General features: G+C 70.6%; 26 protein-coding genes. 4 read left to right on the forward strand and 22 right to left on the reverse strand.

Annotated elements, in window-relative coordinates; genetic code table 11:
• Nucleotides 1–47 precede the first annotated feature (47 nt).
• From VIP82_RS19345 to VIP82_RS19390, 10 genes are all read right to left on the reverse strand, one after another.
• The gene (locus VIP82_RS19345) at nt 48–839 is read right to left on the reverse strand and encodes an ATP-binding cassette domain-containing protein (protein ID WP_331911614.1); all 792 of its coding nucleotides are present in this window, start codon (nt 837–839) and stop codon (nt 48–50) included.
• Nucleotides 840–889: 50 nt separating this feature from the next.
• Nucleotides 890–2,746: a DNA primase gene (gene dnaG, locus VIP82_RS19350; RefSeq protein ID WP_331911616.1), complete on the reverse strand. Its 1,857-nt coding sequence runs from the start codon at nt 2,744–2,746 to the stop codon at nt 890–892.
• A complete protein-coding gene (locus VIP82_RS19355) occupies nt 2,746–4,107 on the reverse strand; it encodes a deoxyguanosinetriphosphate triphosphohydrolase (RefSeq protein ID WP_331911618.1) in 1,362 nt (453 codons plus the stop codon). The genes dnaG and VIP82_RS19355 overlap by 1 nt, the downstream gene beginning before the upstream one ends.
• Nucleotides 4,097–5,263, reverse strand: coding sequence for a tRNA dihydrouridine synthase DusB (gene dusB / locus VIP82_RS19360; RefSeq protein WP_331911620.1), 1,167 nt, complete (start codon nt 5,261–5,263; stop codon nt 4,097–4,099). Before dusB ends, VIP82_RS19355 begins: the two co-directional genes overlap by 11 nt.
• Before the next feature lie 173 nt (nt 5,264–5,436).
• Nucleotides 5,437–6,117 carry a DsbA family oxidoreductase gene (locus VIP82_RS19365; RefSeq protein ID WP_331911622.1) on the reverse strand — a complete coding sequence of 227 codons (681 nt, stop codon included), beginning with the start codon at nt 6,115–6,117 and terminating at the stop codon, nt 5,437–5,439.
• A 62-nt stretch (nt 6,118–6,179) separates the two neighbouring features.
• A complete protein-coding gene (locus tag VIP82_RS19370) occupies nt 6,180–7,187 on the reverse strand; it encodes a hypothetical protein (protein ID WP_331911624.1) in 1,008 nt (335 codons plus the stop codon).
• A complete protein-coding gene (locus VIP82_RS19375) occupies nt 7,187–7,921 on the reverse strand; it encodes a hypothetical protein (protein ID WP_331911626.1) in 735 nt (244 codons plus the stop codon). The genes VIP82_RS19370 and VIP82_RS19375 overlap by 1 nt, the downstream gene beginning before the upstream one ends.
• A gap of 92 nt (nt 7,922–8,013) precedes the next feature.
• Nucleotides 8,014–8,826, reverse strand: a complete 813-nt coding sequence (locus VIP82_RS19380; protein ID WP_331911628.1) for an isoprenyl transferase — start codon at nt 8,824–8,826, stop codon at nt 8,014–8,016.
• Nucleotides 8,823–9,563, reverse strand: a complete 741-nt coding sequence (gene recO / locus VIP82_RS19385) for a DNA repair protein RecO (protein ID WP_331911630.1) — start codon at nt 9,561–9,563, stop codon at nt 8,823–8,825. The genes VIP82_RS19380 and recO overlap by 4 nt, the downstream gene beginning before the upstream one ends.
• A 7-nt stretch (nt 9,564–9,570) precedes the next feature.
• Nucleotides 9,571–10,797, reverse strand: a complete 1,227-nt coding sequence (locus VIP82_RS19390; RefSeq protein WP_331911632.1) for an aminotransferase class I/II-fold pyridoxal phosphate-dependent enzyme — start codon at nt 10,795–10,797, stop codon at nt 9,571–9,573.
• Between the two features lie 97 nt (nt 10,798–10,894).
• Here VIP82_RS19390 and VIP82_RS19395 point away from each other — a divergent pair, with 97 nt between their 5' ends.
• The 3 genes from VIP82_RS19395 to VIP82_RS19405 are packed head-to-tail and all read left to right on the forward strand — an operon-like array spanning nt 10,895 to nt 12,710.
• Nucleotides 10,895–11,362 (forward strand): MarR family winged helix-turn-helix transcriptional regulator, encoded by a 468-nt coding sequence (locus VIP82_RS19395; protein WP_331911634.1) that lies wholly within the window; start codon nt 10,895–10,897, stop codon nt 11,360–11,362.
• Nucleotides 11,359–12,003, forward strand: coding sequence for a hypothetical protein (locus VIP82_RS19400; RefSeq protein WP_331911636.1), 645 nt, complete (start codon nt 11,359–11,361; stop codon nt 12,001–12,003). Before VIP82_RS19395 ends, VIP82_RS19400 begins: the two co-directional genes overlap by 4 nt.
• Nucleotides 12,004–12,023: 20 nt before the next feature.
• Nucleotides 12,024–12,710, forward strand: a complete 687-nt coding sequence (locus tag VIP82_RS19405) for a trimeric intracellular cation channel family protein (protein ID WP_308867172.1) — start codon at nt 12,024–12,026, stop codon at nt 12,708–12,710.
• An 85-nt stretch (nt 12,711–12,795) separates the two neighbouring features.
• Here the strand turns inward: VIP82_RS19405 and leuA are convergent, their stop codons facing one another.
• Nucleotides 12,796–14,556 (reverse strand): 2-isopropylmalate synthase, encoded by a 1,761-nt coding sequence (gene leuA, locus VIP82_RS19410; RefSeq protein ID WP_331911638.1) that lies wholly within the window; start codon nt 14,554–14,556, stop codon nt 12,796–12,798.
• Between the two features lie 260 nt (nt 14,557–14,816).
• Here leuA and VIP82_RS19415 point away from each other — a divergent pair, with 260 nt between their 5' ends.
• A complete protein-coding gene (locus VIP82_RS19415) occupies nt 14,817–15,446 on the forward strand; it encodes a hypothetical protein (RefSeq protein ID WP_331911640.1) in 630 nt (209 codons plus the stop codon).
• Nucleotides 15,447–15,512: 66 nt separating this feature from the next.
• On the opposite strand, the gene VIP82_RS19420 is transcribed toward VIP82_RS19415, so the two are convergent.
• The 11 genes from VIP82_RS19420 to VIP82_RS19470 all read right to left on the reverse strand — a co-directional run bounded on the left by VIP82_RS19420 (nt 15,513) and on the right by VIP82_RS19470 (nt 25,681).
• Nucleotides 15,513–16,448: an NADP-dependent oxidoreductase gene (locus VIP82_RS19420; RefSeq protein WP_331911642.1), complete on the reverse strand. Its 936-nt coding sequence runs from the start codon at nt 16,446–16,448 to the stop codon at nt 15,513–15,515.
• A 1-nt stretch (nt 16,449) separates the two neighbouring features.
• A complete protein-coding gene (era, locus tag VIP82_RS19425; RefSeq protein ID WP_331911644.1) occupies nt 16,450–17,412 on the reverse strand; it encodes a GTPase Era in 963 nt (320 codons plus the stop codon).
• On the reverse strand, nt 17,409–18,758 hold the full coding sequence (locus VIP82_RS19430; RefSeq protein ID WP_331911646.1) for a hemolysin family protein: 1,350 nt from the start codon (nt 18,756–18,758) through the stop codon (nt 17,409–17,411). Before VIP82_RS19430 ends, era begins: the two co-directional genes overlap by 4 nt.
• A complete protein-coding gene (gene ybeY, locus VIP82_RS19435; RefSeq protein WP_308867167.1) occupies nt 18,755–19,225 on the reverse strand; it encodes an rRNA maturation RNase YbeY in 471 nt (156 codons plus the stop codon). Before ybeY ends, VIP82_RS19430 begins: the two co-directional genes overlap by 4 nt.
• On the reverse strand, nt 19,222–20,253 hold the full coding sequence (locus VIP82_RS19440; protein ID WP_331911710.1) for a PhoH family protein: 1,032 nt from the start codon (nt 20,251–20,253) through the stop codon (nt 19,222–19,224). The genes ybeY and VIP82_RS19440 overlap by 4 nt, the downstream gene beginning before the upstream one ends.
• Nucleotides 20,254–20,305: 52 nt before the next feature.
• A complete protein-coding gene (locus VIP82_RS19445) occupies nt 20,306–20,653 on the reverse strand; it encodes an HIT domain-containing protein (protein ID WP_331911648.1) in 348 nt (115 codons plus the stop codon).
• Nucleotides 20,654–20,720: 67 nt separating this feature from the next.
• Nucleotides 20,721–21,455: a 16S rRNA (uracil(1498)-N(3))-methyltransferase gene (locus VIP82_RS19450; protein WP_331911650.1), complete on the reverse strand. Its 735-nt coding sequence runs from the start codon at nt 21,453–21,455 to the stop codon at nt 20,721–20,723.
• A gap of 3 nt (nt 21,456–21,458) precedes the next feature.
• The gene (gene dnaJ, locus VIP82_RS19455; RefSeq protein WP_331911652.1) at nt 21,459–22,571 is read right to left on the reverse strand and encodes a molecular chaperone DnaJ; all 1,113 of its coding nucleotides are present in this window, start codon (nt 22,569–22,571) and stop codon (nt 21,459–21,461) included.
• Nucleotides 22,572–22,622: 51 nt separating this feature from the next.
• Nucleotides 22,623–23,663, reverse strand: coding sequence for a heat-inducible transcriptional repressor HrcA (gene hrcA / locus VIP82_RS19460; RefSeq protein ID WP_331911654.1), 1,041 nt, complete (start codon nt 23,661–23,663; stop codon nt 22,623–22,625).
• Between the two features lie 142 nt (nt 23,664–23,805).
• Nucleotides 23,806–25,023 carry a radical SAM family heme chaperone HemW gene (gene hemW, locus VIP82_RS19465; RefSeq protein ID WP_331911656.1) on the reverse strand — a complete coding sequence of 406 codons (1,218 nt, stop codon included), beginning with the start codon at nt 25,021–25,023 and terminating at the stop codon, nt 23,806–23,808.
• A gap of 7 nt (nt 25,024–25,030) precedes the next feature.
• On the reverse strand, nt 25,031–25,681 hold the full coding sequence (locus VIP82_RS19470) for a DUF1990 domain-containing protein (RefSeq protein ID WP_331911658.1): 651 nt from the start codon (nt 25,679–25,681) through the stop codon (nt 25,031–25,033).
• Between the last annotated feature and the right edge of the window lie 10 nt (nt 25,682–25,691).

Consider the following 25,691-nt stretch of genomic DNA (forward strand, 5'->3'; position numbering starts at 1 on the left):
CCATACTAGCAAAGCTCAGCCCGTGCTCATGACCATGGCCGGCTTCGTCACGAGCTCACGAGGCGCCGGTCAGCCTCGCCGCCGGGAGTCCACAGCAGGTCGTCGGTGCCGTGCCCGTAGGCGACGGCGTGCCCCGCCCGCAGCACCAGGACGTCCGCGTCCAGCTCGTTCACGACGTCACGCTCGTTGGTCACGATGAGGGCCGCCATGTCCAGCTCGCGCCGGCGACGCAGCACGGCTTCGCGTGCTGCCTTGCGCACCTCGACATCCATGTTCGCGAAGGGCTCGTCTGCGATCAGCACCCGCGGCTGCAGAACCAGCGCGCGCGCCAGCGCCACCCGCTGGCGCATGCCGGCGCTCAGTTCGTAAGGGTATTTGGCGGCGGCCCCGAGGGGCAGCATCAGCTCGTCGAGCAGCGAGGCGACCCTGACGGCGAGGGCACGCGCACTCACCCGGCGGTCGCGGCTGGTGATGGGCTCACCGATCACATCGCCCACCGTGAGCCGCGCGGGCAGGCGGGCGCCGGCTGACTGCGGGAGATAGCCGGCGTAGTACGTGAGCTGGCGGTGCGCGCGACCCGGACGCCGCACCGAGATGCCCTCGAGGAGACCGTCTCCGCCGACGACGGCGAGCCCCGTCTCGTCGGCTCCTGCCAGCACGGAAGCGAGCGAGGACTTGCCCGAGCCGGTCGGTCCCATCACCGCCAGGATGCCGCCGTGAGGCAGGCGGAACGAGACGCCGTCGACGACGCGCTGGGACGGCCCGCCCCGGCCCGCGCGGCGGGCGATCGAAAGGTCGGAACAGTCGATCGCGACATCCGCGTCTCGTCGGCGAGCCATCTGTTCATCCTGCCGCGCGAGCGCCGTCGGCGCCAGCCGAGATCCGCGCGTCACGATGGTTCGTCGACGAGTGCCTGGCGCTGCGCATCCAGTTCGCGCAGCCGCAGCCGGATGGTGCGGCCCTCTTCCGATGCCGCCGGTACGCGCTGGATCGCGCCGAGGAGCTCTGCCTTCTCTCGATCGAAGCGACGCAGCACCAGGCGTCGCGCCAGATCGCCCGCCGATGTCACCGCCGCGTCGTCGTTGAGCGCCGGGAAATCGCCGGCGAGCAGCTCTGCGGCGAGCGAGCGGAAGGGCTCCCGCACGGTGGCGACGGCATCCGCCGACCAGCCCGGCCGCTGCATGCCGGGAGCTTCGCGAACGGCGACCCGGACGGCGTCGAGGGCGGCGTTGCGGAACGGCAGCTCCAGAGCCCGTTCGACCAGTGTCGCGTCCATGCGATGACCGAACTGCAGCACCCCCATGAGCGCGTCGCGCTCCAGACCGACCTCCGGGGTGCGGGGCAGGGTGGCCAGCGTGACGCGCAGCGCGCCGTCGTCGGCGGCGGGTTCTGCGGCCGGCGTCCCAGGCGCGGCGTCGCGACGGCTACCGCCTCGGCCCGCCCGCTCGACCTCCCGGCGCACATCTTCGGTGTCCATGCCGAGCCGCCGGGCCAGCACCCGCACGTACTCGGGCTGCAAGAGCGGGTCACGCAGCTCTGCGACCACCGGGGCGGCCGTGCGCAGCGCGCCGACGCGGCCTTCGACGCTGGCGAGGTCGTAGCCGGAGATGCGCTGATCGAGGACGAACTCGACCATGGGCACCTTCGTCTCGAGGAGCGCGCGCACGGCGCCGTCGCCCCGCGCGAGCCGAAGGTCGCAGGGGTCGAGGCCCTCCGGGCCGGTGGCGACGTACGTCTGGGCGTTGAACCGCTTGGCGTCGGCGAACGCGCGCAGCGCAGCCTTCTGGCCCGCGGCATCCGGGTCGAACGTGAAGACGACTTCGCCCGCCGTGGAATCGTCGCCCATCACGCGGCGGAGCACGGTGATGTGGTCGGAGCCGAACGCGGTGCCGCACGTCGCGATCGCCGTCGTGATGCCGGCCAGGTGGCATGCCATGACGTCGGTGTACCCCTCGACCACGACGACGCGGTGCTCGCGCGACACGTCGCGCTTGGCGAGGTCGAGCCCGTAGAGCACCTGCGCCTTCTTGTAGATCGTCGTCTCGGGGGTGTTGAGGTACTTCGGGCCGTTGTCGTCGTCGTAGAGCCTGCGCGCGCCGAAGCCGATGACCTGACCGGTGACGTCACGGATGGGCCACACCACCCGGCCGCGGAACCGGTCGTAGACGCCGCGCTGGCCCTGCGACACCAGGCCCGCCGATGAGAGCTCCTCGTCGGTGTAACCCTGGGCGCGCAGCGCCGAGTGCATGCCCGACCATCCCTTCGGCGCGTAGCCCACGCCGAAATGCCCCGCTGCGCCCGCGTCGAACCCGCGCTGTCCGAGGAAGCGCCGCGCGATGTCGGCCTCGGGCGTCATCAGCTGCGCGCGGAAGAACTCCGCCGCCGCCGCATTGGCGGCGTACAGCCGCGCCCGCCCCGTGTGCTCGGGGGCGGCGCCGCCGTCCTCGTAATGCAGCGTCAAGCCGATGCGGCCCGCGAGGCGCTCGACCGCCTCCGTGAACGTCACGTGGTCCATCGCGCGCAGGAACGAGTACACGTCGCCGGACTCACCGCACCCGAAGCAGTGGTAGAAACCCGCCTGCGGGCGCACGTTGAAGCTCGGGCTGCGCTCGTCGTGGAACGGGCAGAGGCCCTTCAGCGAGCCGACGCCCGCGGACTTCAGCGCCACCCGCTCGCCGATGATGTCGGCGATGTTGGTGCGGGCCTTCACCTCGTCGACGTCGGCCTGACGGATGCGCCCCGCCATCAGCGCACCTCGGACGAATCGCGGGCCGTGCGCGCGGCCGCGTCCATCGGGCGAGCGCCCGGTGCCCACACGCCGACGGATGCCGGATCCACCGGTCCGACGAGCGACCCGTGCCACGCGATCGCCAGCTGGTCGGTGAGGCTGGCGACCTGGTCGACGACGACGCGCCGGCGTGCGGCATCCGTCATCGCCGCCGCGAAGTCCTCCGCGTGCAGGGGGTCCAGCGCGTCAGGGCGCTCCCACAGCGCCGTCGCCAGGCGCTTCAGCAGCCGTCGCTGCTCCCTGTAGAGGTCCTTGCGTCCCTCGATCGACACGACCGCGGCACCGATGATGCCCTTGAGCACCGCCATCTCGGCCTCGACGACGCGGGGCACCACGAGGTGGCCGCGGTAACGGGTCAGCACCGAGGTCGCGTACGACTCCCGGGTCGCAGTGGTCGCAGCGCGGGCGAATCGGCCGATGAGGTCTGACGTGAGGTTCTTGAGGCGCGCCAGGTCCGCACGCGTGCCGTCGAACGAGTCGATCCACTCGGGAATCCGCGTGAGGCGGAACAGGGCGTCCTCGAGCTCGTCGCGCGCGAAGTCGAAGCCCACCCAGGACTGGATCGCGGTGAGCAGCCACTGGTGCTCCCGCGCGTCGACGAGCCGGGCAGGGTCGAGGTAGCCGTTGACCACGGCGTCCTCGAAGTCGTGGACCGAGTAGGCGATGTCGTCGGAGAGGTCCATGACTTCGGCTTCGATGCACCGCACGCGCCCCGGCGCATCGGCCCGGAGCCAGCGGAAGACCGCTTCGTCTTCGGGGTACACGCCGAACTTCAGGCGTCCGCCCGGATCGGGCAGCGGGTGGTCGGCCGTCCACGGGTACTTGCAGGCGGCGTCGAGGCTCGCACGCGTCAGGTTCAGGCCGAAGCTGCGGCCCTCGGCGTCGATGACCTTGGGTTCGAGACGGGTGAGGATGCGCAGCGTCTGCGCGTTGCCCTCGAAGCCGCCGAAGCCCTCGGCCCACTCGTTGAGCGCCCGCTCGCCGTTGTGACCGAACGGCGGGTGACCGAGGTCGTGGCTGAGGCAGGCGGTGTCGACGACATCGGCGGCCAGATCCAGCGCGGTCGCCAGCTCGCGCCCGACCTGTGCGACCTCGAGCGAGTGCGTCAGGCGGTTGCGTGCGAAATCCGCCGGACTCGCGGGGCTGAGCACCTGGGTCTTCGCGGCGAGGCGACGCAACGCCGCCGAGTGCAGCACGCGGGCACGGTCGCGAGCGAAGTCGTCGCGCTGCGATCGGTGGCGCTCGGCGTGGAAGCGGGCGGCGTCGGCGTCGTCGTACCCCGCCGGGCGGTCGGAGGCGCCGGCCACGTCACCCGCCACTGTGGTCGAGTTCCGCTTCGGCGAGGGCGGTGGATGCCGCGGCCCCCAGCTCGCGCGAGTTCAGCCAGCCATCGGGCAGCGCGGGACGCTTCGGGGTGCCGGCGCGACCTCGCTGGCCCTCCGCGGCGGCGCCCGGGTAGGGCGCGTCGAGGTCGAGGGTCGCGAGGAGGTCGTCGATCTCGGCGAGGGTGGATGCGGTGGCGAGGCTCGCGCGCAGGTCGCCGCCCACCGGGTACCCCTTGAAGTACCACGCGACGTGCTTGCGGATGTCGCGGCAGCCGCGGCCCTCGTCCTCGAAGAACTCGACCAGCAGCTCCGCGTGGCGGCGGAAGGCTCGGGCGACGAACCCGAGGGTCGCATCGACCGGCTCGGCGAGTGCGGAGCCGGGTGCGCCGAGCGCGCGGGCCAGGTCGCCGAAGAGCCACGGGCGCCCGAGGCAGCCCCGACCGACCACGACGCCGTCGCATCCCGTCTCGTCCATCATGCGCACCGCGTCGTCGGCGGACCAGATGTCGCCGTTCCCGAGCACCGGGACGCTCGTGACCGCTTCCTTGAGCTTCGTGATGGCCGACCAGTCGGCCTGCCCCGAATAGAACTCCGACGCCGTGCGGGCGTGCAGGGCGACGGCCGCGACGCCGGCGTCCTCGGCGATGCGTCCGGCGTCGAGATACGTCAGGTGGTCGACATCGATGCCCTTGCGCATCTTGACCGTGAGCGGGATGTCACCGGCAGCGCGCGCCGCGCGCGTGACGATGTCGCGGAACAGTCCGAGCTTCCACGGCAGGGCCGCTCCGCCGCCCTTGCGGGTGACCTTGGGGACGGGGCACCCGAAGTTCAGGTCGATGTGGTCGGCGCGATCCTCTTCGACCAGGAGGCGGACGGCCGCCTCGGTCGTCGCCGGATCCACGCCGTAGAGCTGGATCGAACGCGGCTTCTCGGACTCGTGGTGCGTGATGAGGCGCATCGTCGTGGCGTTGCGCTCGACGAGCGCGCGCGTCGTGATCATCTCGCTGACGTAGAGGCCGGCGCCGTACTCACGGCAGAGTCGCCGGAACGCGGTGTTGGTGATACCCGCCATCGGCGCCAGCACGACGGGCGCATCGAGTTCGATGGGCCCGATGCGCAGCGTGCGCGCGGGAGCGAGGGCAGTCGTCACGTCTCCATTCTCTTACAGGAATCCGTCCCTTGGCTGAACGGAGGGCTTCCCTGTGCGTGGCCGAGCCTCGGCGCCCGGGTTCGCTGGAGGAAACCGTCCGTGACGGCTGACCGGAGACAGCGAACGGGCCCGTCGCGATGAATCGCGGCGGGCCCGTTCAGGTGCGTACGAGGTCAGGCGTCGACGCCCGCGGGCTCGCGGTGCTCGGACCACACCTGGCGGACGATCTGTGCGAAGGCCTCAGCGGGCTGCGCGCCCGACACGCCGTATTTGCCGTCGATCACGAAGAACGGCACGCCGTTGATGCCGTACGCCGTGGCCTGCGCCTGGTCGGCGCGGACGGCGTCCAGGTAGCGGCCGCTCTGCAGGGCCTCACGCGCGGCGTCGGCGTCGAGTCCCGCATCCGTGGCGAGGTCGACGAGCTCGTCCTCGCGCCCGAGGTGGCGGCCCTCGGTGAAGTACGCCGCCATGAGGCGCTCGGCGAGCTCGTGCTGGCGTCCCTGCTCTTTCGCGAAGTGGAGCAGCTCGTGGGCCTTGACGGTGTTGGTGTGCTTGAGGAGGTCGAAACGGTACTCCAGCCCGGCGTCGGCGGCGACGCCGGTGACGCGCTCGAGCATCTGCTGCACCTGCTCGCGGGGCATCCCCTTGTGCTTCGCGAGGAAGTCGAGTTCATCGCCTTCGAAGTCGACGGGTGTGTCGGGCGACAGCTCGAAGGAGTGGAAGGTCACCTCCACAGCGGGGGCGTCGTCATCCGCGGATGCCACAGCCAGCCCGTTCTCGAGGTTGCGCTTGCCGATGTAGCACCAGGGGCAGGCGATGTCGCTCCACACGTCGATCTTGATGGCGTCCGTCATGCTGAGGACAACGGTCCGAGCGCACGCTTCTATTCCGTCGAATGCGTCGCGAGACGGAAAGCTCAGGGTGTCGGCGGGTCCGCGTCGGGGACGAACCGGAATCGCACGCGGACATCGTCGTACGGGACGACGATGGTCGAGGCATCCGGCGACCAGGCGTCGGGCACGAGATAGAGCCGCCCGCCGCCCTGTGCCAGCAGGCGCAGGCCGAAGTAGCGGTAGCCGAACGTGGGCTCCCCTGCGCCGGGATCCTCGGCGGATGCCTCGCCTCCGAGCTGCTGGAAGGTGATGTCGTCGTTGCCGGGATAGAGCCGCTCCCGTGTGTCGAGGACGACCGCGGGCAGCGTGCTGAGGTCGGCCGCGAGGGACCGCGCCTGGCCGAGACCCCACCACTGCGCGATGGTCGCCGTCGACCAGAACGTGCCGGCGATCATCACCAGGACCAGCAGGACGACGACGCCCCGGCCGCCGCTCGCGCTGTCCAGGGCGCGCACGGTCGACGCCGCGTAGGCGGCGAGGCCCGCGCCGATCGCGAGGAACAAGGGCGTCAGCAGCTGTCCGTAGGTCCATCCGGGGAGGAACGGCACCACGAAGGCGAGTGCGAGACCCGCAAGCACGAACGCGATGCCGGTCCACGCGACGATTCCGATCACGCGGCGCTGGGTCGCCCGCTGCTGCACCACGAGCCACTTCCGCAGTGCGCGGTGGCCGAGGATCGCCAGGACCGCCAGCAGGGTGAGCACCATGACGGGGATGAACAGCGCTCCGGGGCTGCGCATGACGAACTCCTGGGAGCTCAGTCCGATGATGTCGACGTCCACGCCGAAGTAGCGGAAGAACTCGCGCGTCGAGACGTAGCCGAAGTAGAACAGCAGCGCCGTGACCAGGGTGAGCGGGGCCACGAACGACGACAGGAAGCCCATCCACTTCTCGAAGCCGAGTCCGGGCTCACTGCGCGGTGCGGCGGCGGGGTCGGGAGGGGTTGCGGTGGTGCTCGTCGTCTGCGTCGCGTGCGCGGGCGCGCCGGCGGCTGATTGCTCCGGCCGCGGACTGCGTGCGCGACGGGCCATCACCCGCTCCCCTCCTCCTGCTGATCCTGGTCCTGATCCTGCTGGTCCTGATCCTGCTGGTCCTGATCCTGGTTCTGCTCCTCGTCGTCCGAGACTTCCGGGTCGTCGACGATGATCGGCGGTCCGGGGTCCACCTCCCGAGCGGCGACGATGTCGCAGATCTCGGCGGTCGGGCACTCCAGGGTGCCCACGAAAGTGATCGCGGTGCCGTCCTGGAAGTCGCTTCCAGGACGGAGGACGAGGCTGCACGTGATCTGGGACTGGTTCGCCTCGACAGTCATGTCGAGGCATCCGCGATCGGCTTCCCGCGAACCGCAGACGGCGCTTTCCACCGCAAGGCCGGGGCGGTCTGTCACCGCGCTCTGAAAGGTGAAGCGGACGCCCTCCGGAACGTCGCCGCCCCAGAAGACCGCGATGGTCTTGCACCACAGCCCCGCCTCGATGATCTCGGCGGAGCCCTGGTCTCCGTAGGCCGGGCCGCCGTACTGGGCGACGGGCCCGGTGCGCACACGGTCCTGCGCCGGGTCCTCCCCGCCGTCCGCGTCGCCTCCGCCCTCGTCGCCACCGCCCTCGTCGGTGGGCGTGGGCGTGGCATCCGGAGATGGACGGGGACTCGCGGTCGTCGTGCGACCTGCGCCCTCCTCGGTCACCGGGGTTCCACATCCCGACAGGGTGAGCAGCAGGACGATGCTCAGGCCCGCCGCAATGGCGACCCCAGGTCGTGACAGCGCCATGATGCGCCTCCTGACCGGCCGCATACGCGGCTCACGTCAATGATGAGGGCGCGGGGGCTCGCTGGATACCCCGACCGCGTGCCGGCGTCGAATCAGGATGCCGATGCGTCGGGCGCGTCCACGGCGCCGCCGAATCGGCGGTTGCGCCCGAGGTATGTGTCGATGCCGTGCCAAAGGTCCTGCCGCGAGAAGTCCGGCCACAGCGTGTCGAGGAAGACGAACTCTGCGTAGGCCGACTCCCACAGCAGGAAGTTCGACGTGCGCTGCTCGCCGCTGGAGCGCAGGAACAGATCGACGTCCGGCATGTCGGGACGGTAGAGCCGCCGCTGGATGAGCTTCTCCGAGACGGCGGACGGCTTGAGCCTGCCGGCCGCGATGTCGTCGGCGATGGAGCGCATCGCGTCGACGAGCTCGATGCGTCCGCCGTAGTTGACGCACATCGTGAGGGTCAGCACGTCGTTGCCCGCGGTGAGTCGCTCCGCGAACTGCAGCTCCTTGATGACGCTCGACCACAGCCGCGGCTTGCGTCCGGCCCACTGGATGCGCACCCCCCACTCGTTGAGCTGATCGCGTCGACGGTGCAGGACGTCGCGGTTGTACCCCATGAGAAAGCGGACCTCTTCGGGCGAGCGCGACCAGTTCTCGGTGGAGAACGCGTACACCGACAGGTGCTTGACGCCGGCCTGGATCGCGCCGGCGACGACATCGAGGAGGGCGGCCTCGCCGGCCTTGTGGCCCTCGATGCGCGTGAGACCCCGGCGGTTCGCCCAGCGGCCGTTGCCGTCCATCACGATGGCCACGTGGTTCGGCACCGCACCGCGCGGGTATGCAGGAGGGTAGACACCGGTCCAGTCCAACGGGCGATACGGCACCGCGTCGCGGTGCGTGTAGGGCTTCGGGGTCACCGGTCGCCTTCCTGCGGGGCTGAGACGTGCGAGAGCGAACGGATGCCGCGCTCCAGGTGCCACTGGGCGTAAGCGGCGATGAGCCCTGACGCTGCGGCCGTCGAGCCGGCGGATGCGGCATCCACCAGGTCCCACTCCCCCGCCATGAGCGACTGGAGAAGCGACACGGTGGCGGCGTCCACGCGGGCGGCGCCCGTCGGCGCACAGTCGCGGCAGATGATGCCGCCCTGCTGCGCGACGAACGTGTCGTGCGGGCCGCTGCGGCCGCAGCGGGCGCACTCGCCGAGCCCGGGAGCCCAACCCGAGAGCGCCATCGCGCGGAGGAGGTACGAGTCCAGCACGCTGCGCGAGGCGTGCTCGCCGCGCGAGAGGGCGCGGAGCCCGCCGACGAGCAGCAGGTACTGCTGCGGCGTCGCCTCGGCCTCGTTCAGCCGGTCGGCGGCCTCCACCATCGCGTGAGCCGAGGTATAGCGGTCGTAGTGCGCGACGATCTCGGCGCCGTAGGAGCCCAGCGACTCGGCCTGCTGCACGATGTCGAGCGAGCGGCCCTGGTACAGCTGCACATCGGCGACCATGAACGGCTCGAGCCGCGCGCCGAACCGCGAGGACGTGCGACGCACCCCCTTCGCGACCGCGCGCAGCTTGCCGTGGCGACGGCTGAGCATCGTCACGATCCTGTCGGCTTCCCCCAGCTTGTGGGTGCGCAGGACCACGACTTCATCGCGGTAGGTGGGCACCCGTCAATTATGGATGCCGTGTCCCCGGCTCGGGCCCTGACGCCCCGGACGCCGTCGTGCTGAGCGCCGCGGCGACCTGCGCGAGATCGGGCAGCGCCCGGTCGATGGTCTCCATCGTGGCGGTGAGCGACATCCGGAAGTGGCGCGGCTGGTCGAAGAGCGTGCCGGGCATCACGTGCACACCGCGCGCAGCGAGGGCGTCGCAGAAGGCGGCCGCATCGCCGCCCGGGGCCTCCCCCCACAGGTAGAAGGTGCCCTCGGGGCGGGTGACGCGCACGCCCGCGTCGACGAGCGCGCCGAGCAGCCGATCGCGCTTCCGAGCGAGTTCGGCCATGTCGAGCGACACCGACTCGAGCGCGGGCACGGAGTACTGCATCACGGCGTCGGGGAATCCCCATCCGATCGCGAGACCCAGGGGCATGAGCGCGGCGCGCAGTTCCTCCCGTTCGGCCGGCGGGATAAGCGGCGACAGGGCGAGGTACCCGAGGCGCTGCCCCGGTGCGAGCAGCACCTTGCCGTAGCTGTAGTCGATGACCGTCCATGCGTACGAGGCGGCGGGGCTCGCGAAGTCGATGCCGTCGAAGCGGATGCGCCGATACGGTTCGTCCGATACGAGCCAGATGCGGCGACCGTGCGTGCGCGAGGCCTGTTCGAGCACGTCCGCGAGCGCCTGCCAAGTGTCCTGCGAATAGACGCGTCCGGTCGGGTTGGCCGGAGAGTTGACGACGACGAGCCGTGTGCGCGGGCTGATCGCGCGCGAGATCGCGTCGACGTCGAGATCGAACGTCTCAGGATCGAGCGCGACGCGCACGGGAAGGAGGTTCGCGGCATGGAGCATCGGCTCGTAGCAGAACCATCCGGGCAGGGGGATGATGACCTCGTCGCCCGCGTCCGCCAACAGCGCGAACGCCAGCGAGAGCGCGCCGAAGGCGCCCTGGGTCATGGCTATGTCGTCGGGCTCGAAGTCGAGGGCGAGCTCGGTGCGCAGGCCCGCCGCTACCGTCTCCTGCGCAAGCCGCTCGCTCGTCTTGTAGGCGAACCAGTCCACCGACCGCGGCTCGACCTGCGCCCGCATGGCCGCCGTCAGCCCTGGAAGGGCAAGCTCGTGCGGGTTGCCGAAGGTGAAGTCGAGAGCGTCGGGGTCGTCGGCCGTCGCCTGGATGCGTGCGAAGAAGGCCGTCACGACGTCGACCGCCGCCTTCGCCCGCGTCGCGCGATCGGACATCGCCGCCATCGCGATCACCTCTCCCCAGTACCGCGTGAGCCCTCGCAAGGATCCCAGCAGGCGCGGCTCAGGTCAACCCCGAGAAACATAATGTAGTCTATTCACTATGTCCGGAACACAGGTGCTCGATTCGCTGCTCGCGCTCACCCAGGTCCTCCAGGCCGACCAGGAGCGCGAGCTCGACCGTCGCGGGCTGACCGCTCCCCGCACGCATCTGCTCTGGGTGCTCCATCACGGCGGGCCGGCCACGCAGGTGCAGCTGGCAGAGGCCCTGGACGTCACTCCGCGCCACATCACCACGCTGGTGGATGCCCTCGACGCGACGGGCCTGGCACGCCGCGAGCCTCATCCCACCGACCGGCGTGCCGTGCTCGTCCACCTCACCGGTCGAGGGCGCACGCTCATGCAGGCCATGGACATCGAACACGCCGAACTCGGCGCCGCCCTCGTCGACGGCCTCGACGCGCAGACCGTCGACGCGATGGTCCGCGGAATCGACCACGTGCGCGGCAGGCTCGAGCACCTGATCGCCGAGCACGAGCGGGCGCAGCGCGAGAGGGAGGATCACACGTGACCGACGTCACATCCACCGCGGCCCCGCGCACTCCGCTCGCCGCGCGGGTCGCGAAGCTGGCGCGCGCCGCGTGGCGCGCCGAGATCGGCGTGTGGAAGAGCCTCTACCGCTGGCTGTTCCGTCGGCCACGGGTGCCGAGGGGAGCATCGGGCTTCTCCTACCACTCCCCCGTGCTGACGATCCTGGTGATCTTCATCGTCCTCTCGGCGATCGAGATCCCGATCGTCGACCTGATCGTCCACGACTGGCCGTGGGTGCGCATCCCCCTCCTCGCCGCAGGCATCTGGGGCGTGACGTGGATGATCGGCCTCCTGCTGGGCTTCCTCACCCGTCCCCACGCCGTCGGTCCTGAGGGCATCCGCGCTCGCTCCGGCGCCGAGGTCGACATCGACCTGCCGTGGGAGACCGTGGCGAGCGTCGAGAAGTCCCGGGATGTGCTCGAGAAGGCGCCGAAGATCCGCGACGAGCCGCACGGACGCACCCTCGCACTGCGCATGCAGGACGAGACCAACGTCCTCGTCATCCTCGAGCGTCCGGTGACCGCGCGCCTCGGCGATACCGCCGCCGAGGTCGACGCCGTGCGGCTCTGGGTCGACGACCTGGACGGGTTCATGACGGCGGTGCGTACGCACATCCCCTGACGCGCCCCGACAATGGAGGGGTGGACGAGCCGATCTTCGTGATCCCGCTGTGGGCGGACCTCACCGCCGTCGGACTCGGCGGGATCCAGGGCGCCCTTTTCGCCTCGGGCTTCCGAGGCCAGCGGCGGCTCGACCTGCTCGGCGTCGCCATCATCGGCATCGTCGTCGGGATGGGCGGCGGTCTCATCCGCGACCTGCTCCTGAACGTCACGCCCACCACGCTGCAGAGCAACTGGTACCTGCTGACAGCCACCGGCGCGGCACTGCTCGGGATGCTGCTCGCCGGCCTCTTTCAGAGGCTCAACGGCGTCATCGTCGGCCTCGACGCCCTGGTCATCGGCCTGTTCGGCGCCTTCGGCACCAGCAAGGCGCTCGCGCTCGGCCTCCCCCTCGTGCCGGCTGTCTTCGTCGGCGTGTGCGCGGCCGTCGGGGGCGGCATCCTCCGCGACATGATCATGGGCCTTCCGGTGGCGATCATGCACGTCGGCTCGCTCTATGCGGTCGCCGCCGGAGCGGGGTGCCTCGTCCTCGCTGTCGCGAACGCGCTCGGGCTCGATCTGGTGATCGCCGCGATCGTCGGCATCGTGGTCACCACGGTGATCCGGCTGCTCGCGGTGATGTTCGACATCTCGCTGCCGGAGCAGCGCGCCCTGTATCGCCGCAAGGTCGCCGTCGAGACCTCGACCATCCCGATCGTCAAACCCTGATCGACCGGTTGACCGCTGCCGGCTCGGACGCACACCGACGGGCGCGCGCGGGGATCACCCGCGCACACCCGTCGACGGTTCGCGCTCAGACGGCCGCGAGGGCCCCTGAGCGCTCCCGCGTGCGGATGGCGCGGTTCACGCCCGACACGATCGCTTTGAGCGATGCGGTCGAGATGTCAGAGTCGATGCCGACGCCCCACAGGCGCTCGCCATCGACCTGAAGTTCGATGTACGCGGCGGCCTGGGCGTCGCCGCCGGCGCTGAGGGCGTGCTCGACGTAGTCGTACAGCGTGACGTCGAATCCCTGCGCGCGGACGATCTCGAGGAACGCCGCCACGGGACCGTTGCCGCGGCCGGAGGCCTCGAAGCGCTCATCGCCGTCGCGCAGCGTGATGTCGAGTGCGACATCGCCCGACAGGTCGCTGCGGGTGCTCGTCGCCAGCAGCTCGAAGCGGCCCCAGCGCTCGTCGGCGACATCCGACGGCAGGTACTCGTCGGTGAAGATCTTCCAGATCTGGTCGCTGGTGACCTCGCCGCCCTCCGCATCGGTCTTGGCCTGCACCACGCCGGAGAAGTCGATCTGCAGCTTGCGCGGCAGGTCCAGCGAGTGGTCGGTCTTGAGAAGGTAGGCGACGCCGCCCTTGCCCGACTGCGAGTTGACGCGGATGACCGCCTCGTAGGAGCGGCCCAGATCCTTGGGGTCGATGGGCAGGTAAGGCACGGCCCAGTCGATCTCGTCGATGGTGACGCCGGCTGCCGCAGCGCGGGCCTCCATCGCCTCGAACCCCTTCTTGATGGCGTCCTGGTGGGATCCGCTGAAGGCGGTGAAGACCAGGTCGCCCGCCCACGGGCTGCGCTCGTGCACCGGCAGCTGGTTGCAGTACTCGACCGTCCGCTTGACCTGGTCGATGTCGCTGAAGTCGATCTGCGGATCGATGCCCTGCGTCAGCAGGTTGATGCCGAGCGCGACCAGGTCGACGTTTCCGGTGCGCTCACCGTTGCCGAACAGGCACCCCTCGATGCGATCGGCGCCGGCCATGTAGCCGAGCTCCGCCGCGGCGATCGCGGTGCCGCGGTCGTTGTGCGGGTGCAGCGAGAGGATGACGTTCTCGCGGTGCGCGAGGCGACGGCTCATCCACTCGATCGAATCGGCATAGACGTTCGGGGTCGCCATCTCGACGGTCGCGGGCAGGTTGATGATGACCTTGCGCTCCGGCGTGGGCTCGAAGATCTCGATCACCTGGTTGCACACGTCCACGGCGAACGCGAGCTCGGTGCCGGTGTAGCTCTCGGGCGAGTACTCGTAGAACACCTGCGTCTCGGGGATGCGCTTCTCGAACTCGCGGCACAGCCGCGCGCCCTCCAGGGCGATGTCGATGATGCCCTGCTCGTCGGTGCGGAACACGACCTCGCGCTGCAGCACGCTGGTCGAGTTGTACAGGTGCACGATCGCCTGCTTCGCGCCCGCGATCGACTCGTAGGTCCGCTCGATGAGGTGCGCACGCGCCTGCGTCAGCACCTGGATCGTCACGTCATCCGGGATCAGGTTCTCTTCGATGAGCTGACGCACGAAGTCGAAGTCCGTCTGGCTCGCCGAGGGGAAGCCGACCTCGATCTCCTTGTAGCCCATGCGCACCAGGAGGTCGAACATGACCCGCTTGCGCTCGGGGCTCATCGGATCGATGAGCGCCTGGTTGCCGTCGCGCAGATCGACCGCGCACCAGCGGGGTGCGGTCGTGACGCGCTGATCCGGCCAGGTGCGGTCGGGCAGTTCGACGGTGATCTGCTCGTGGAACGGCAGATACTTGTGAATCGGCATGCCCGAAGGCTTCTGATTGTTCTTCATGATCGATCGCTTCTCTCGTCTGTCTCGAGCCGTCAACCCGATCGGGGTGGCTCGATGCCTGATGATGCGGGCCAGGCGAAAGCTCCGCGACGAGGAAGGCCCTAGAACGAGGTCTCGTCGCGGCGGCTAAGAAGGAGAAGCCGGCCGAAGCGCATGGCACCAGGCTACACCCGGTTCTGCGCGCAGCGCGAACCGCTCGGACACGGATGCCGCGGCAGCCGCTTCTGAGACGATCGGGGTGCGCGCGACACCATCGAGGTATGAGAGGTCTCCGCCGCCCGCTCGGCATCGCCGCCACCGCCGTCTTCGTCGGGCTCGTCGCCGTCGCGTGCGCGCGCGCCGATCCGGCGAGCACGCCCCCGCCGGCTGCCCTCGGGGCGATCACGCCGGTCCTGCCGGAGGGCGAGGTCGCCGCGACCGGCACGGTGCTGGACGCCGCGGGCGACGTGCAGCTGTGCCTGGGCCCGGTGGCGGAGTCGTACCCGCCGCAGTGCACGGGGATCCCGCTCGAGGGGTGGAGCTGGGACGGCGTCGAGGGTGCCGAATCGTCGGGCGACGTGACCTGGGGCGCCTATGCGGTACGCGGCACGTACGACGGCACGTCGTTCACCGTGACGCAGGCGCCCATCCTGCTCGCCCTCTACGACCCGATCCGTTCTGAGGACCCGACCGGCGGCAAGCCGGGCGCGGGCAGCGAGGCGACGCTCGCCGCCATCCAGGAGGAGCTCCCCGAACGCCTCGGCGACGCATACCTGAGCTCCTCCCCGCAGGACGGGTGGCTCTGGGTCGACGTCGTCTGGGACGATGGCAGCTGGCAGGATGCCGCGAACGCGGAGTACGGCGACGACACCGTCATCATCCGGTCGGCGATGACGCCGACGGGCGGCTGATCCCGGCGCCACAACGGACGCCGGGGTGCGCGGAGCCGAGGCCGAGCTGCTTCGGCTCGCGGTCTGTCAGGGCAGCAGCGCGATCTTCCCTCCGGGATGCCCTTCAGCGAGGAGCCGAAGGGCCTCTCGCGCCTCGGCGAGCGGGTATGTGCGCGCGACGGGGACCTCGAGCCGCCCGCTGCCGGCCAGCGCGAGGAGCTCCGCTCTGACGCTGTCCCTGTAGGCCGCGCTGTCGGGCCGCGACCCGGCTATCGCCGTCATGCCCTCGGCGGCTGCCCGCTGAGCCGCCGCGATGGTCACGATCTGCGCGGGATCGGTGACGAGGGCAAGCGACGCGTCCACGGCCTCGTCGGTGCCCACGGCGTCGAGGGCCGCCACGATGGCGGTGGGCGCGGCATCCCGGATCCGCTCGACGACTCCCGGGCCGTAGGCCACGGGGAGGCCGCCGTAGCGACGGACGCGGTCGAAGCTCGACGGACGAGCCGTGCCGACCACGTGGACACCGAGCAGACGGGCCTGCTGGAGGACGCTGACGCCGACGGCGCCGGAGGCGCCGTGCAGCACCACGGTGTCGCCCGCGCTCACCCCGGTGACGTGGAGCATCTCGGATGCCGTCGACCCGGCCAGCAGGAGGTTCGCGGCCGCCTCGTGGGCGAGGGTCGGCGGCTTGGCGAGCACCGTGGTCGCCGCCACCGTGAGCTCGGTGGCGTACCCGCCGTGCACCCGGAACGCGACGACCTCGTCACCCACGCGCACGTCGCCCGAGACGATACGCGTGTCGGGACCGATCGCGGTGACCACCCCCGACACCTCGTAGCCGATGGGGATGGGCAGTCTGAGGCCGGGCCGCTCGGCCGCGACGTGCTTGTAGTCGGCCGGATTGACGCCGGCGGCATGCACGCGGATCGTCACCTCACCGGTCAGGGGCTCGGGCACGTCGCTCGTCACGAACTCCCACCCGTCGGGACTCCCCCACGTCGGGGCGATCCACCGCCGCGCCATGTCAGAACCCGAGGCGGCCGAGCTGCTTCGGGTCGCGCTGCCACTCCTTGGCGACGCGCACGTGCAGCTTCAGGAAGACCTTGGTGCCCACCAGCGGCTCGATCTGCGCGCGGGCTCGCACGCCGACGTCGCGCAGGCGCGAGCCCTTGTGGCCGATGATGATCGCCTTCTGACTATCGCGCTCGACGATGAGGTTCGCATGGATGTCGGTCATCGACCCGGTGTCGCGCTGTGCGATGTCCTCGATCGTGACGGCGATGGAGTGCGGCAGCTCATCACGCACACCCTCCAGCGCCGCCTCGCGGATGATCTCGGCGATGCGGTCCTCGGTCGACTCGTCGGTGACGACGCCGTCGGGGTAGAGCGCGGGGCCCTTCGGCATGAGCACGAGCAGCTCGTCGGTCAGCACGTCGAGCTGATCGCGGGTCAGTGCGGAGAGCGGAATGACGGCGGCCCAGTCCTCGCGCAGCTGGTCGACCTCGATCAGCCTCTCCGTGATCTCGTCGCGGGATGCGGCATCCGTCTTGGTGACGATCGCGACCTTCTTCGCCCGGCCGTAGCCGCCCAGCGACTCGGCGATGCGACGGTCGCCGGGGCCGACCTTCTCCGTCGCGGGTACGCAGAAGCCGATCACGTCGACGTCGCCCAGCACCTGCTCGACGAGGTCGTTCAGACGCTGTCCGAGCAGGGTGCGGGGCTTGTGGAGCCCCGGCGTGTCGACGATCACCAGCTGGCCGCCGGGCCGGTTCACGATGCCGCGGATGGCGCGTCGCGTGGTCTGCGGCTTGTCGCTGGTGATGGCGACCTTCTCGCCCACGAGGGCATTCGTCAGGGTCGACTTGCCGACGTTCGGGCGGCCGACGAAGGTGACGAAGCCGGAACGCCCGTCGGCAGGCTCGGGGGCCTGGGCAGAGGCGGGGACCGCGGCGGGCTCGGAAGCCGGCGCGGCGTCGTTGTCGGTCATGGAGTGTCTTCCTTCTTGGGCAGCCGGATCTCGCCGGTGCGAGGGCTCGGGATGCGGATCTCGCCGGTGCGCGGCCGGCCCATGTCGAGGGTGGGGGCGCCGCGTTCGACGAACACCGTGGAGATGCCGCGTCCGCGTCCGCGCGACGAGCCTCCGGTGAGCACGAGTCCGGCGTACTCGGCGGTCGCGCCGGGCTGCGGCACGCGGCCCAGCGCCTTGCCCAGGAGTCCGCCGATCGAGTCGACGTCCTCGTCCTCCAGCTCGAGTCCGAAGAGATCCCCGACCTCGTCGAGTCCGAGGCGGGCGCTCACCCGGTAGTGACCGGGCTCGAGCTCGGTGACCTCCTCCGCGCGGGGGTCGTACTCGTCGGAGATCTCGCCGACGAGCTCCTCGATGAGGTCCTCCAGCGTCACGAGCCCCGACACGCCGCCGTACTCGTCGACGACGAGGCAGACGTGCACTGCGTCGCGCTTCATCTGCTGCAGCAGTGTCTCGGCCTTCATCGACTCGGGGACGAAGACCGCGGGCCGCGCGATGCGGCTGATCGGGGCATCGCGCCACCCCGATTCGTCGCGGAAGCCGAACTGCACGAGGTCCTTGAGGTAGAGCACCCCCACGACGTCGTCGGCGTCGTCGTCGACGATGGGCACGCGCGACACGCCCTTCTCGAGGAAGATCGACATCGCCTCGCGCGTCGAGGCCGAGGCATCGACCGTCACCATGTCGGTGCGCGGCACCATGACCGCCCGCACGAAGGTGTCGGTGAAGTCGAAGACCGAATGGATGAGCTCACGGTCGTCCTGCTCGATGAGCTCGTTCTCGGCCGCCTCGTCGATGATGCTGAGCAGCTGCTCCTCGGACGCGAACGAGGACCCGCGAGAGGCGCCGGGCGTGATGCGGGTGCCGAGTGCGACGAGGCCGTGGGCGAGCGGTCCCAGGATGATGCGCACACCGCGGATGACCGGCGCGGCTCCGCGCAGGAGCGCCTTGGCGTGGAGCCTGCCGACGGTGCGCGGGCTCGCCCCCACGATGACGTACGACACGCCCGTCATCAGGACCGCCGCGGCGAGCATGGCCCACCAGATGTTGTTGAAGAGGTCGGTGAACGCGACCGTCACGAGCACCGCCGCTGTCGTCTCGGCGAGGACGCGGATGAAGATCACCGCGTTGGCGTGGGCGTCGGGGTCGGCCGCGATCTTGCGCAGCGGCTCCGAATTGCGGTCCCCTGCGGCGAGTTCGGCGAGATCGGCGCGCGAGGTGACGCTGAGTGCAGCGTCGATGGCGACCATCAGGGCGCCGAACGCGAGCAGCAGCACCGCCGCGACGAGAAGGAGGGCAGCGGTCATGCGCGCGGTCGTCGACGCTCGGATGCCTGGAACGAGGTGATGAGCTCCCGCTGCAGTCCGAACATCTCGCGCTCCTCCTCCGGCTCGGCGTGGTCGAAGCCGAGCAGGTGGAGCAGGCCGTGCGTCGTGAGGAGGATCAGCTCGTCGAGCGTCGAGTGCTTGGCCGCCACCGCCTGCGTCTCTGCGACCTGCGGGCACAGCACGATGTCGCCGAGGAGTCCGGGAGGCGTCGGGGCGTCCTCGGTGCCCGGGCGGAGCTCGTCCATCGGGAAGCTGAGGACGTCGGTCGGACCGGGCTCGTCCATCCACTGCACGTGCAGCGCTTCCATCGCGCCCTCGTCGACCAGCAGGATCGCGACGTCGGCGTCGGGGCTCACGTGCAGCTCCGCGAAGTTGTGCTCCATCAGCCGCAGCAGCACCGTCTCGTCGACGGCGATCCCGGATTCGTTGCCGATCTCGATGGTCATGAGCGTCCTCGCTTCGGAAGGTGGTCACGGGGTCCGCCGGTGCGCGGCATGCCGGCGCGGCGCTCCGCGCGGTTGGCGAACTCGGAGGCCTCGTCCCGCTCCCGTCGTGCGGCGAGGCGGTGCTCGTCGTAGACGGTGTACGCGTCGACGATCCGTCCCACGAGGGTGTGCCGCACGACGTCGTCGCTCGTGAGGTACGCGAAGTGGATGTCGTCGATGTCGCCCAGCACCCGGGTCACGAGGCGCAGCCCCGACGCACCCTGCGGCAGGTCGACCTGCGTGATGTCGCCGGTGACCACCATGCGCGTGCCGAAGCCGAGCCGGGTGAGGAACATCTTCATCTGCTCGGGCGTGGTGTTCTGCGCCTCGTCGAGCACGACGAACGAGTCGTTGAGCGTGCGCCCGCGCATGTACGCCAGCGGCGCCACCTCGATGGTGCCCGTCGCCATCAGCTTGGGCACCAGCTCGGGGTCCATCATCTCGTTCAAGGCGTCGTAGAGCGGCCGCAGGTAGGGGTCGATCTTGTCGGTGAGCGTGCCGGGCAGGAACCCCAGCCGCTCCCCCGCCTCCACTGCGGGACGCGTGAGGATGATGCGGCTGACCTCCTTGCGCTGCAGCGCCTGGACTGCCTTCGCCATCGCCAGGTAGGTCTTGCCGGTTCCGGCCGGACCGATGCCGAACACGATCGTATTCTGCTCGATCGCGTCGACGTACGCCTTCTGGCCCAGCGTCTTCGGGCGGATGACCCGGCCGCGGGACGACAGGATCGCCTCCCCGAGCACCTCGGACGGCCGAGGACCGCCCTCCGTGCGCAGGATGCGGTTCGACGAGGTCACGTCCTCCTCGCCGAGCGCGTGCCCCGCCTTCGTCATCGCGAGCAGCTCATCGACGAGCGACCGCGCGGCGGCGACGGCGTCGGCCTCGCCCGTGAGCGTGATCTCGTTGCCGCGCACGTGCACGTCGACACCGGGGTGTTCCCGTTCGACGACCCGCAGCAGACGATCCTGGGGACCCAGCAGCTGCACCATCGCGACCCCGTCCGCGTAGACGCGGTCGCTCACGGTTTCGTGACCGTCTTGATCAGGCACCGACACTCTTCTCTTCAAGGCCTCCCGCGAGCACATGGGCGTGCACGTGGAAGATGGTCTGGCCCGCATTCGGGCCGGTGTTGAACACGAGGCGGAAGTCCCCGTCGGAATGCTCCGCGGCGAGGGTGTTCGCCAGGCCGACCAGCTCGGCCATCAGCTCGGGATCCCCGGCGGCGAGTTCCACGACGTTCCGGTATTCCTCGGTCTTGGGGATCACCAGCAGATGCAGGGGCGCCTGCGGCGCGACGTCGCGGATCGCGAACGCATTCTCGGTCTCCGCGATGATCTCGGATGGGATCTCTCCGTTGCGGATGCGCGTGAAGATCGACGGCTCGCTCATGGTCGCAAGTCTAGCGACGGGGGCGTTCGAGGGGCTCGGGGGCCGCTCGGTGAGCCCGTCGAACGGCTCACCAGCGCGCGAGGGCGGTGCTCACGACCGCGAGGGCCGCCGGACCGGCCGTCGACGTGCGCAGCACGGTGTCGCCGAGCCGGACGAGTCGTGCTCCGGCGCCGGCGAGGGCGTCCAGCTCGTCGGGTGCGATGCCGCCCTCCGGGCCGACGACCAGCACGACGTCTCGGTCGTCACCGGCCTCGACCGCGAGGGCGCTGAGCGGCTCGGCCGCGGTGGGCTCGAGGACGAGGATGCGGGATGCCGCTGCCCGGCGCACGAGTCCGGACGTCGTGGTGAGCTCCGCCACCTCGGGGACCCAGGCGCGGTGGGCCTGCTTCGCGGCCTCCCGCACGATGCTCGTCCAGCGCGCACGGCCCTTGACCGCCTTCGCCGCATCCCACCGCGAGACGCTTCGTGCGGCTTGCCACGGAACGATCTCGTCCACTCCGAGCTCGGTCGCCGCCTGGACCGCCAGTTCGTCACGGTCGCCCTTGGCGAGCGCCTGCACGAGCACCACGCGCGGACTCGGCTGCGCGACATCCGTCCGCTCGTGGATTCGCACCACGACCTCGCGCGGTGCCACCGACTCGACGACGCCCGTGAGCCAGACGCCGCGGCCGTCGCCGACCGTCACCTCTTCGCCGACGCGCACCCGCCGAACGCTGGAGGCGTGGTGCGCCTCGGCGCCGGTGAGCGTCACGGCATCGCCCGGCGCATCCGCCGGCCCGTCGAGGAGGAAGTGGAGGGCCACCGGTCAGGCGTTCCGGAACCGGTCGCGCAGCTTGGCGAACAGGCCTTGGTGGAACTCGGAGAGCCGCGGGGCGGGCGCCTTGGTGCGCTTGGCGAACTCCTCGATGAGGGCTCGCTCCTTGTGATCCAGGCGCGTGGGCGTCACGACATGCACGCCGACCCTCAGATCGCCGCGCTGCGAGCCGCGCAGGGGGGTGATGCCGCGGCCCTTGATCGTGAGGATGTCGCCGGCCTGCACGCCCGGGCGCACCTCGAGGTCCACCGGGCCGTCGAGCGACTCGATCGTCGTCGTGGTGCCGAGGATCGCGTCGGGCATCGACACCTCGAGGGTGGCGAGCAGATCGTCGCCGTCGCGGCTGAACACCTCGTGGGGCGAGACGGTGACCTCGATGTACAGGTCGCCGTTCGGGCCGCCGGCCTGGCCGACCTCGCCCGAGCCGGGCAGCTGCAGCCGCAGGCCGGTCTCGACTCCGGCGGGGATGTCGAGCGACACCGTGCGGCGCGCGCGCACGCGGCCCTGGCCCTGGCACGTCGCGCAGGGGTACGGAATCGTGGTGCCGTAGCCCTGGCACACGTTGCACGGCTGCGTCGTGACGACGTTGCCGAGCAGGCTCCGCACCTGCCGCTGCACGTTTCCGGTGCCGTGGCAGATGTCGCAGGTGACGGGGCTGGTCCCCGGCTGGCAGCACGAGCCCTGACAGGTCTCGCAGAGCACCGCGGTGTCGACCTCGATGTCGCGGTGCGTGCCGAACACGACGTCGCCGAGCTCGAGAGTCACGCGCACGAGGGCGTCCTGGCCGCGCTCACGCCGCGATCGCGGGCGCCCGCCCCGCGTGCCGCCCGCCGCGCCGAAGAAGGTTTCGAAGATGTCGTTGAAGCCGCCGAAACCGCCGGCGCCGCCGAACGGCGACTCGCTCCCGCCCATGTCGTAACGGGCCCGCTGCTCGGGATCGCTCAGCACGTCGTACGCGTGCGTCACCAGCTTGAACCGCTCGGACGCGTCCTCGCCGGGGTTCACATCCGGGTGCAGTTGCCGGGCCAGCTTGCGGTACGCCTTCTTGATCTCGTCGGTGGTGGCGTCGCGTGAGACGCCGAGGACCTCGTAGTGGTCAGCCACTTTCGCCTTCCTGCCGCGGTCGTGCCGCGGAATCGATGATGCGCGTGCGCGTCAGCGGGAGTTGTCGTCCTGCTCGAGCATCCGCGTGAGGTAGCGCGCGACGGCACGGACCGTCGCGAGGTTCGTGGGATAGTCCATGCGCGTCGGGCCGAGGACACCGACGCGGGCGAGGGATCCGGTCGCGTCGTAGTCGCTGGCCACGACGGATGCCTCGGCCAGGCCGAACGCCTCGTTCTCGCGACCGATGCTCGCTGCCAGGCCCTGTTCGTCGGCGACCATCTCGCCCATCAGCCGCAGCAGGGTCACCTGCTCCTCGATCGCCTCGAGGAGGGGGTAGATGCTGCCTCGGAAGTCGGATTCGCTCCGCGCGAGGTTCGCGCTGCCGGCCATCACCAGCTTGTCCTGGCGGAACTCCTCGAGCTCTTCGGCGACCGCACGGATGATCTCGTCCGTCGCCTTCTCGTGTGCGGGTGCCTGCGCATCCGGTCCCTCGAGCCGTTCGGCGATGCGCTGAAGTCCCTCGCGGACGGGCCGGCCGACCAGCAGCGTGCCGAGGCGGGCGCGGATGTGCGCGAGGTCGGTGTCGTCGAAGTCCTCTCCGACGAAGGTCAGCCGCTGCGACACGCGGCCGGTGTCGGTGACGACGATCACCAGCATCCGTCCCCCGCCGAGCTGGACCAGCTCGACGTGTGTGACGTTGGCGCGGGCGAAGGACGGGTATTGGACGATCGCGACCTGGCCGGTGAGCTGCGTGAGGGCACGCACGGTGCGCACGAGCACGTCATCGAGATCGCCCGAGCCGTCCAGGAAGGACGCGATGGCCGAGCGCTGGGCCGACGAGAGCGGGCGGATCTCGGCGAGGTGGTCCACGAAGACGCGGTAGCCCTTGTCGGTCGGCACGCGTCCCGACGATGTGTGCGGCGCGACGATGAGCTCTTCGTCTTCCAGCAGAGCCATGTCGTTGCGGATCGTGGCCGCGGACACGCCGAACGCATGCCGCTCGACGATCGTCTTGCTGCCGACCGGCTCACGCGTGTCGACGTAGTCCTGGACGATCGCCCGCAGCACCTGCAGGCCTCGTTCGCTGACCATCCCGCCTCCTCACGCTGCTGTCGGCACCAGGGCGTCTGGCACTCGCACGACTGGAGTGCCAATTCTATCCGATGACCCTGTCAGGATCGCCGAACGACGCCGCGCCCGATGGAGCCGCGCCGCGGCAGGGCGGCGGGCGGTGTCACTCGGTCAGCGCGCGCACGACGGCATCCGCCAGCAGGCGCCCCCGCCGCGTCAGCACCACGCGGCCCCGCAGCGCCGTCGGCCCCTCGATGAGGCCGTCCGCGATGAGCGCGGCGACCGCGTGGCGCCCCTCGCCCTGCAGCTCGCCGACCGGAAGCCCTTCCCGGACCCGCGTGCGCAGCAGCACGCGCTCGAGCGCCCGGGCCTCGGCATCCGGCGTCTCACGTCCGGCGGCGGGTGAGTCGCCCGCGGCGAGCCGCTGCGCGTACGCCGCGGGGTGCTTCACGTTCCAGAAGCGCACTCCCCCGATGTGGCTGTGGGCTCCGGGACCGAAGCCCCACCAGTCCGAGCCCACCCAGTACGCGAGGTTGTGCCGCGAGCGGTGGGCGGCGTCGCGCGCCCAGTTCGACACCTCGTACCAGTCGAATCCCGCGCCCGCGAGCAGGTCGTCGGCGAGGTCGTACATGTCGGCCTGCAGATCGTCGTCGGGCGCGGCGACCTCGCCGCGGCGGATCTGGCGTGCGAGCTTGGTACCGTCCTCGATGATGAGGGCATAGGCCGAGATGTGGTCGGGATCCAGTGCGATGGCTGACTCGAGCGACGACCGCCAGTCCGCGAGCGACTCGCCGGGTGCGCCGTAGATGAGGTCGACGCTGACGTCGAGACCGGCGTCTCGTGCAGCCGATACCGCGGTGCGGACGTTCTCGGGGTCGTGCGTGCGGTCCAGCGCCGCGAGCACGTGCGGAACCGCGGACTGCATCCCGATCGAGAGCCGTGTGACGCCGGATGCCGCAAGCTCGGCCGCGATCGCCGGCGAGACGGTGTCGGGATTGGCCTCGACCGTCACCTCGGCGCCGTCGACGATGCCGAAGGTGTCGCGGACGCCGCCGAGCATGCGGGCCAGGTCGCCCGGGGGCAGGAGCGTCGGCGTGCCGCCGCCGAAGAACACCGTCGTGGCCCGGCGGTTCCCGCCGGCGCGCTCGAGCACCGGCGCCGCCAGGGCGATCTCGCGCAGGAGGGTGTCGGCGTACTGGTCCTGGCGCGCGCCCCGCAATTCGGACGCCGTGTACGTGTTGAAGTCGCAATAGCCGCAGCGAACGCGGCAGAAGGGCACATGCAGGTACACGCCGAAATCGGTCGAGGGATCGATGCGGGTGCCCGACGGCAGCGAGCCGTCCGCGGGAACGGGCTCGCCGAGCGGAAGAGCGGAGCCCATCAGCGCCTCACGCGGGAGTCGTGTACAGCGGCGAGATGGCGCGCAGGTACCGCGTGAACAGCTCGCGCCGACGGCGCTTGGTGAGCCCGGGCAGTACGCGGTAGAGGACGGCACGGGGCGCATCGAACGCACGCACCGTGAACCACACCTCGTCGTTGTCGTACCAGTCGAGCATGAACGACTCTTCGCCGCTGACGACCGAGTCGCTCACCGTGCCGAGCGCGAAGCCGATGCGACGGGGCTCCTCCACGGCGAAGATGACGCGGAGCTCCGCGTCGGCGCGCAGGCCCTTGACGCGGCCGTCGACCCGGATGGTCGTGCCGGCGCTGACGTACGGCGTGCCGTCGGCGTCGAAGCGCTGCTCGGCCTCCGAGCGGCTGGGCGCGACCGGGGTGCCCTCGGCGTCGAAGCTGACGCCTGAGTACATCGGGCCGGAGGCGGGGCGCACGTCGCTCAGATCGAGGCCGGCGCCGCGCTGGGCGGTCCACGACAGCAGCGCTTCGCCGGCGGCGCGGAATCGGGCTTCCCCGCTGCCGATGCGCCACGACTCCTCCGCCGGGATGCTGCGCTCCGGCGGGTAGTGCATCAGATCCGGCGCCTGCGTCGCCCCGACGGCGGCGTAGTCGACGGTGTCGTCACGGAAGGTTCCTCGACGCATGCAGACCAGC

Source organism: Microbacterium sp., from assembly GCF_036566905.1.
In the GTDB taxonomy this organism is placed as follows: Bacteria; Actinomycetota; Actinomycetes; order Actinomycetales; family Microbacteriaceae; genus Microbacterium.

Coding starts and splice junctions, on each gene's coding strand:
- VIP82_RS19390 (WP_331911632.1), bottom strand. CDS start 10,797: ATGGCGGCGATGTCCGATCGCGCGACGCGGGCGAAGGCGGCGGTCGAC.
- leuA (WP_331911638.1), bottom strand. CDS start 14,556: ATGAAGAACAATCAGAAGCCTTCGGGCATGCCGATTCACAAGTATCTG.
- dnaG (WP_331911616.1), bottom strand. CDS start 2,746: ATGGCGGGGCGCATCCGTCAGGCCGACGTCGACGAGGTGAAGGCCCGC.
- VIP82_RS19470 (WP_331911658.1), bottom strand. CDS start 25,681: ATGCGTCGAGGAACCTTCCGTGACGACACCGTCGACTACGCCGCCGTC.
- hemW (WP_331911656.1), bottom strand. CDS start 25,023: ATGGGCTCCGCTCTTCCGCTCGGCGAGCCCGTTCCCGCGGACGGCTCG.
- VIP82_RS19345 (WP_331911614.1), bottom strand. CDS start 839: ATGGCTCGCCGACGAGACGCGGATGTCGCGATCGACTGTTCCGACCTT.
- VIP82_RS19370 (WP_331911624.1), bottom strand. CDS start 7,187: ATGGCCCGTCGCGCACGCAGTCCGCGGCCGGAGCAATCAGCCGCCGGC.
- VIP82_RS19420 (WP_331911642.1), bottom strand. CDS start 16,448: ATGGCGCGGCGGTGGATCGCCCCGACGTGGGGGAGTCCCGACGGGTGG.
- ybeY (WP_308867167.1), bottom strand. CDS start 19,225: ATGACCATCGAGATCGGCAACGAATCCGGGATCGCCGTCGACGAGACG.
- hrcA (WP_331911654.1), bottom strand. CDS start 23,663: ATGGTCAGCGAACGAGGCCTGCAGGTGCTGCGGGCGATCGTCCAGGAC.
- era (WP_331911644.1), bottom strand. CDS start 17,412: ATGACCGACAACGACGCCGCGCCGGCTTCCGAGCCCGCCGCGGTCCCC.
- VIP82_RS19365 (WP_331911622.1), bottom strand. CDS start 6,117: ATGACGGACGCCATCAAGATCGACGTGTGGAGCGACATCGCCTGCCCC.
- VIP82_RS19445 (WP_331911648.1), bottom strand. CDS start 20,653: ATGAGCGAGCCGTCGATCTTCACGCGCATCCGCAACGGAGAGATCCCA.
- VIP82_RS19375 (WP_331911626.1), bottom strand. CDS start 7,921: ATGGCGCTGTCACGACCTGGGGTCGCCATTGCGGCGGGCCTGAGCATC.
- VIP82_RS19440 (WP_331911710.1), bottom strand. CDS start 20,253: ATGGTGCAGCTGCTGGGTCCCCAGGATCGTCTGCTGCGGGTCGTCGAA.
- VIP82_RS19430 (WP_331911646.1), bottom strand. CDS start 18,758: ATGACCGCTGCCCTCCTTCTCGTCGCGGCGGTGCTGCTGCTCGCGTTC.
- VIP82_RS19395 (WP_331911634.1), top strand. CDS start 10,895: ATGTCCGGAACACAGGTGCTCGATTCGCTGCTCGCGCTCACCCAGGTC.
- VIP82_RS19415 (WP_331911640.1), top strand. CDS start 14,817: ATGAGAGGTCTCCGCCGCCCGCTCGGCATCGCCGCCACCGCCGTCTTC.